Annotated in this window: 7 protein-coding genes and 1 pseudogene; 2 read left to right on the forward strand and 6 right to left on the reverse strand. The window is 68.1% G+C overall.

Annotated features, from left to right (window positions below; genetic code table 11):
- The coding region (locus tag G3N93_RS31780; protein WP_206134734.1) for an MFS transporter at positions 1-716 on the forward strand (716 nt) is incomplete at its 5' end.
- 75 nt (positions 717-791) lie between these two features.
- On the opposite strand, the gene G3N93_RS42300 is transcribed toward G3N93_RS31780, so the two are convergent.
- Both G3N93_RS42300 and G3N93_RS42115 read right to left on the reverse strand, forming a co-directional pair.
- A complete protein-coding gene (locus tag G3N93_RS42300; protein ID WP_011354524.1) occupies positions 792-989 on the reverse strand; it encodes an oxidoreductase-like domain-containing protein in 198 nt (65 codons plus the stop codon).
- A 117-nt stretch (positions 990-1,106) separates the two neighbouring features.
- Positions 1,107-1,223, reverse strand: a pseudogene (locus tag G3N93_RS42115) (linear amide C-N hydrolase); the annotation flags it as partial.
- Positions 1,224-1,323: 100 nt separating this feature from the next.
- Between G3N93_RS42115 and G3N93_RS31795 the strand changes: the two are divergent.
- Complete coding sequence (locus G3N93_RS31795; RefSeq protein ID WP_206134735.1) at positions 1,324-1,746, forward strand: RidA family protein; 423 nt, start codon at positions 1,324-1,326, stop codon at positions 1,744-1,746.
- Between the two features lie 84 nt (positions 1,747-1,830).
- Here the strand turns inward: G3N93_RS31795 and creD are convergent, their stop codons facing one another.
- The 4 genes from creD to G3N93_RS31815 form a co-directional block, all read right to left on the reverse strand.
- Entirely contained in the window at positions 1,831-3,222 is a 1,392-nt protein-coding gene (creD, locus tag G3N93_RS31800; protein ID WP_206134736.1) for a cell envelope integrity protein CreD, read from the reverse strand.
- A 104-nt stretch (positions 3,223-3,326) separates the two neighbouring features.
- Positions 3,327-4,778 (reverse strand): two-component system sensor histidine kinase CreC, encoded by a 1,452-nt coding sequence (gene creC / locus G3N93_RS31805; protein ID WP_206134737.1) that lies wholly within the window; start codon positions 4,776-4,778, stop codon positions 3,327-3,329.
- Positions 4,779-4,793: 15 nt separating this feature from the next.
- Positions 4,794-5,498, reverse strand: coding sequence for a two-component system response regulator CreB (creB, locus tag G3N93_RS31810; protein WP_206134738.1), 705 nt, complete (start codon positions 5,496-5,498; stop codon positions 4,794-4,796).
- 78 nt (positions 5,499-5,576) lie between these two features.
- Positions 5,577-6,060 (reverse strand): SDR family oxidoreductase (locus tag G3N93_RS31815; protein WP_206134739.1); only part of this gene is annotated, 484 nt, incomplete at its 5' end.

Raw genomic sequence — 6,060 nt, forward strand, 5'->3', positions numbered from 1 at the left:
CGTGCCTCGTCGGCGCGCTGCCGATGCTCGGTGCGCTGCTGGCGGTCGAGGCGCGCCGTCTCGCGGGCGGCCACGATCCGCTGCTCGACGTGCGCCTGCTGCGCAACCCCGTCGTCGCGCTCGGGCTCGCGCTGGCGTTCCTGTTCTATACGCTGAGCGCGTTCTTCCTCAGCTACGGGATCTACCTGCAGGGCTGCCTGAACTGGTCGCCGCTTGCGTCGGGGCTCGCGATCCTGCCGCTCGGGCTCGGCTTCCTGTCGAGCCCGTTGCTGATGCCGCGACTCGTCGGCCGGTTCGGCGGCTATCGCGTGCTCACGCTCGGTTTCGCGATGCTCGCGGCCGGCGTCGCGACGGCGGCCGCGCTGGCAGGTGCAGTCGCGCCGGGCCCCGGCTTTTACGCGGGGATCGCGGCGATCGGGATCGGCCAGGGCCTCGTGCTGCCGTCAGTCGTGCGGATCGTGCTCGCGGAAGTCGACACGGCGCGCGCGGGGGTCGCCTCCGGCATGGTCACCGCGATGCTGCAGATCGGTGCGGCCGTCGGCGCGGCCACGCTCGGCGGCATGTTCTTCGCCCGGCTCGGCGCGCATCCGGCCGCGCTCGATTATGTGCAGGGCTTCAGAACGGCGATGTTCGCGCTGACGGCCGTGCTGCTCGTGTGCATCGCGCTGTCGGCCATGCTCGGGCCGCTGCATCGGCGGCTGCACCCCGGGACGTAAGCGCGACGGGAATCGCAGCGACGGCAGGGTCTGACGCGGAAACGGTGCAGAGGTAGCGGCTCGCCTGGAGCCGGCTTACGCGTGATGCTTGCGTTGCGCCTGTCGCGCTTCCCATTCGGCCAGCTCGACGCGATAGCGCGCGAGTGCTTCGTCGTAGAGATCGAAGACGCACGGCGAGCAGCCGCTGTTGCAGCAGTCTTCCAGTTCGGGTTGGATAGGCGGGGTCGGACGGGGATCGTCGACGGACGGATCCCCGGAAGGTTGGTTCGGCACGGCGTGGTCCGGTGAAGTAAGACGATCAGTATAGGTCGATCCGGGCCACCGCCGCTTTCTGCAGGCCGAGCGGCTGGACGGCTGTCGGTTCGACGCGGCCGTCGACACCTTCGACGTCGCCAGGTCGATCACGCGCATCACCGTATCGTCATACGTCCGGAAGTAATACTTGCGCGCCTCCAGGTCGGCGATCGTGATCCACTGCGTGTACTTCGCAGACCGGCGTGTCGTGATCGAGCGGGCAGCGCAACGGCGAACTCATCGATAATGGCGCGAAGGCAGACGGCATCGATCCGTTGCACTCGCCCCATTCACGCCACACAGGAGCTGCGTCATGGCTGAAGCAGTGAACCCGCCGGAAGTCTGGGCGCCGTTCGGCGCGTTCTCGATGGCCGTGATCCAGGGTGACGGCCGGATCGTGCATCTGAAGGGGCAAGTGGCCCTCGACCGCGACGGCCAGGTGGTCGGCCACGGCGACATGCGCACGCAGGTGCGGCAGACGCTCGACAACATCCGCGCCGTGCTCGCCACGCTGGGCGGACAGATGCAGGACGTGATCTCGCTCGTTCACTACGCGACCGACATCGATGCCTTCATGCAGGCCGGCGACATCCGCAGGATGGTCTTCGCCGAGCCTTATCCCGTGACGACGACCGTTCAGGTCGAGCGTCTCTACCATCCCGATCTGCTGATCGAGATCACTGCTGTTGCCGAGATTCCGCTGGCGCGGTTTCGCCGGCCTGCATCGCGTGCGTGAAGCGGCGATGCGGTGCGCTGCCTCGCCGCCTCACGCGCCGGTCGTCGCCTTCCCGACCGGCGCGCTTCCCCGCCACCCGCGCGCCTACTTCACCTGCGCGGCCGGCTTCGCGGCGCCCGCACCCGCCTTGTCGGCCAGCGGCTGCCACGCGGCACCGAGCGAATACCAGTCGACGCGGCGCGTGAGCGTCATGATGCCGGCGAGGATCGCGAACAGCAGCAGCGAACCGAGCATCAGTGCGTTGTCTTCCGACAGCAGCAACCCGTAGAGCGCCGCGTAGAGCACCCCGAGCAGCACCGCGAACACCGCCCCGCGCTTCACGCTGTGCAGCACGAACGACAGGTAGAAGGCGAGCAACCCGATGCATGCGCCGCTCGCCGCGAGATACGCATACGCGAACCTGATGTGTTCGGACAGGCTCAGCAGCAACAGGAAGAACAGCGCGAGCGACAGGCCGACCAGCGTGTACTGGATCGGGTGAATGCGCAGCCGCTTCACGAGTTCGTACATGAAGAAGCTCGCGAACGTGAGCATCACGAACAGCGCGCCGTACTTCGTCGCGCGTTCGGCCTGCAGATAGACGTTCACGGGTTCGATCACCGATACCGACGCCATTTCGATCGCGCCTTCCCCGTTGCCCGAGATGATCTGTTCACGCGCCTTCGTGTTGAACGACGTCACGCGCCAGTTGCCGGTGAAGCCGCGCGCATCGACCGTGCGGTTGTTCGGCAGGAACGCGCCGTCGAAACTCGGATGCGGCCACGTCGATTTCAGCGAGAAATCGTTCTGGTCGCCCACCGGCGCGAACGCGACGGAATCCGCGCCGCGCAGCGGCAGGTCGATGCTGAACGGCACGGCCGCCCCCGCGTTTGCTTCCGCCAGCGCCGCGAGATCGATGTTCGCGTGCACACCCTGGCGCAGGCTGTCCAGCCGCGTGCCCTGCTCGACGTCGAAGCGCGCGCCGCCGATGCGCAAGTCGGGTTGCGCGGTCAACCCACGAATGTCGCCGATGCCGATCGACACATAGACATCGTCGACCTTGAAGCTCACGTGGCCGTCCGCCTGAGGCAGCTTCTTCAGGTCCGGCAACGGCAGCGTGCCGGTCATCCGGCTGGCCAGCTCGTACACCAGCGCCTTGTGGATGCCGCGATAGCGGACGCTGGTCGTCAACGTGCCGTCGACGTTCAGCGTCTTCGGAAACACGAGCAGGCGCTTCGTCTCGCTTCGCAGGCTCGTCTTGGCCGCGCCGCGGGCCGGCGTGTCGTCGCGTACGCGCGTGACTTCCGTGTAGTGCACGACGAGCACGGGGCCCGCCACCGTCTGCGGCCCCGCATAGCTCGACCAGATGCTCTGCAGCGCATCCCGGCGATACGCGGAGCGTTCCTGCACGATGCTTTGCACCATCTGCAGCGGGATCAGGATCAGCAGCGCGAGGAACGCGGTGATCGCGAATTTGAACAACAGGACTCGATTCATGGCCGACAAGTACCGGAGTAAAAGGGTACGGTCAGCATGAGCAGCCCCGGTGAAGGGCGATTGAAGCCGGTGTGAAGCGAATGTGAGGCGAGCGTGAAGCGCGCTCAGCCCGCCGACGGCAGCGTGAGCGTCGCGCACGCGCCGCCTTCGTCGCGGTTCGCGAGCGCGACCTGGCCGCGGTGCAGCATCGCGACTTCGCGGACGAAACACAGCCCGAGGCCCGTGCTGCGATCCTGCCCGTCGGGGCGCGGCAGCGAGTAGAAGCGCTCGAACACGCGCGCCAGTGCGTAGTCGGGCACGCCGGGGCCGTCGTCGGCCACGCGCACGACGGCGACGTGCGCCCTGCCCGCCGGCTGCCGTTCGAGCGCGATGCGGATCGTGCTGCCCTTCGGCGCGAAATCCAGCGCGTTGTCGAGCAGGTTGCCGAGCGCCTGGCGCAGCAGGAACGGATCGCCCTCGACGACCGCCGGGTCGGCCGCGTCGTGCGCGTCGATCGTGAGGTTCACGCCGCGCTGCCGCGCGCGCGGCTCGATATCGTCGACGAGCTGTTCGAGCACCGGCCGCAACGCGACCGGTTCGCGCACCGACAGGCGCTGCTTCTGCTCGACTTCGGCCAGCGCGAGCAGCTTGCGGATCATCTGTTCGAGGCGGCCGGCCTGGCGGCGGATGTTCTCGGTGAAGCGCCGGCGGTTCGCGACCGGCATCTCCTCCTGCAGCAGTTCGGCCGCGCCGCTGATCGCCGCCAGCGGGCTTTTCATCTCGTGCGTGAGCGTGTGGATGTAGGTTTCGACGTACTGCCGGTCTTCCAGCCGCTGATGCATGCTTTCCACCGCGCGCCCCAGCTCGGCGAGTTCGCTCGCGCCCTGCAGCGGCATGTCGGCCCGCTCGCCCGCCGCGATCGCGCGCGCATAGCGCTGCAGGCGCCGCAACCCGACCACCAGCCACCAGGTGCAGGCCACGCCGATCAGGATCGCACCGCCCATCAGCAGCGCGCCGTACAGCATGATCTTGCGCTGGCTGCGCGCGATGAACGGCGCGACCGTCTGGTTCGGCTTCGCGATCGTCAACACGCCGATGATCTCGTTGCCGCGACGGATCGGCGCCGCCACGTGCATCACGGTGCTGCTGTCGTCGTTCGGATCGCTGCGCGTGCTGCGCGCGCCGTACTCGCCGCGCAGCGTCCGGTACACGTCGTTCCAGCGCGAATAGTCCTGCCCGACCGCCTTTCCGGACGAGTCGTAGCGCACGATGCCATGCGCGTCGGTGATGTAGAGACGGTAGCCGATCGCGTTCTTCTGCACGCCCCATACGTTCGCGCTGACCGGGTGTTCGTGCAGATTCGAGAGCTGCCGCGCGAACGCGCCGTCGGCGATGTGGCCGTTCGCCATGTCGTCGGCGGCCAGCGTCGCGAGCACTTGCGCGGTATCGACGAGCGTGTCCTCCATCGCCTCGCGCACGCCCGGCTTCACCTCCTGCACGAACACGCGCAACGTGATCAGCGCGGCCAGGCCGACGATCAGGAAAAAGCCGAAGAAGATGCGCAGGCCGATATGCATGGACGGAGCCGGTCGTTACGGTTGCAGCGAATAACCCATCCCGCGATGCGTGCGGATCGGGTCGCGCTCGGGATCGATCGCGCGCAGCTTCGCACGCAGCGTCTTGATGTGCGTGTCGACCGTGCGGTCGGCCGAATCGAAGGCCTCGTGCCACACGAGGTCCATCAACTGTTCGCGCGAATAGATGCGCCCCGGATGGCGGACCAGCAGCGCCAGCAGCCCGAATTCGTAGCGTGTGAGGTCGAGTGCGTGCCCGAGCCACGACACGCGCGCGCCATCGGTATCGAGTGTGAAGCCCGGTGCGATGGTCGCAGCCGGCACGGGGACGGGTGTCGATTCGGGGGCGGCCGTCCGGTAGAAACGCCGCAGGATCACGCGCACCCGCGCCGCCAGCTCGCGCGGCGAAAACGGCTTGACCACGTAATCGTCGGCGCCGATTTCGAGCCCGACGATCCGGTCGATTTCATCGTGCCGCGCGGTGAGGAAGATCACCGGCACGTCGGAGAACGTGCGCAGCCGCCGGCACACCTCGAAGCCGCTGAGATCCGGCAGGCCGACGTCGAGCACCACGAGATCGAAGCGCGTGTCGCGCAGGTGGTCGAGCGCCGCCTGCCCGAGTGTGCAGTGGACGGTCTGCATGCCGTCGGTGCCGAGGGCGTAGATGATCGTGTCCGCGATCGCCACTTCATCTTCGACGATCAGGATATTGGGCTGATGCATGGTCTCAGGCTGGGCTCGCGCAATCCGGTGCGACATTGTACGCACGGCCGGCCGCGACGCGAGCCCCTGCCCGCCGCGCTATGCCACGCGGCCGGTCACCGGAATCGACGCGCCGGTGATCGCCTGCGCGTCGGCCGACAGCAGGAAGCCGATCGTCGCCGCGATCTGCTCCGGCTTCACCCAGCGCGTGAAATCCGCGTCCGGCATGTCCGCGCGGTTCGGCGGCGTATCGATGATGCTCGGCAGGATCGCGTTCACCGTCACGCCGCGGTCAAGCAGTTCGGCCGCCAGCGCCTCGGTGAGCCGCGCGACGCCGGCCTTCGCGGCGGCGTACGCGCCCATCCCCGTGCCGGCCTTGAACGCCGCGCCCGCGCCGATGTTGACGATGCGCCCGGCCGGGTTCGCCAGCAGGTGCGGCAGCGCGGCCTTCGATGCGTTCAGCGCGGTCTTCACGTTCAGTTCGTACATGCGGTCCCACGTGGCGGCGTCGCCGTCGGCGATCGTCTGCCACACGAACGCGCCCGCGATGGTCAGCAGCGCGTCGACCCGGCCGAATTCGCGC

Source organism: Burkholderia sp. Se-20378, assembly GCF_017104665.1.
Taxonomy (GTDB): Bacteria; Pseudomonadota; Gammaproteobacteria; order Burkholderiales; family Burkholderiaceae; genus Burkholderia; species Burkholderia lata.

What these genes read in the sequence shown, in the direction of transcription:
- G3N93_RS31795 (WP_206134735.1), top strand. Translation starts at nt 1,324, where the DNA reads ATGGCTGAAGCAGTGAACCCGCCGGAAGTCTGGGCGCCGTTCGGCGCG.
- creD (WP_206134736.1), bottom strand. Translation starts at nt 3,222, where the DNA reads ATGAATCGAGTCCTGTTGTTCAAATTCGCGATCACCGCGTTCCTCGCG.
- creC (WP_206134737.1), bottom strand. Translation starts at nt 4,778, where the DNA reads ATGCATATCGGCCTGCGCATCTTCTTCGGCTTTTTCCTGATCGTCGGC.
- creB (WP_206134738.1), bottom strand. Translation starts at nt 5,498, where the DNA reads ATGCATCAGCCCAATATCCTGATCGTCGAAGATGAAGTGGCGATCGCG.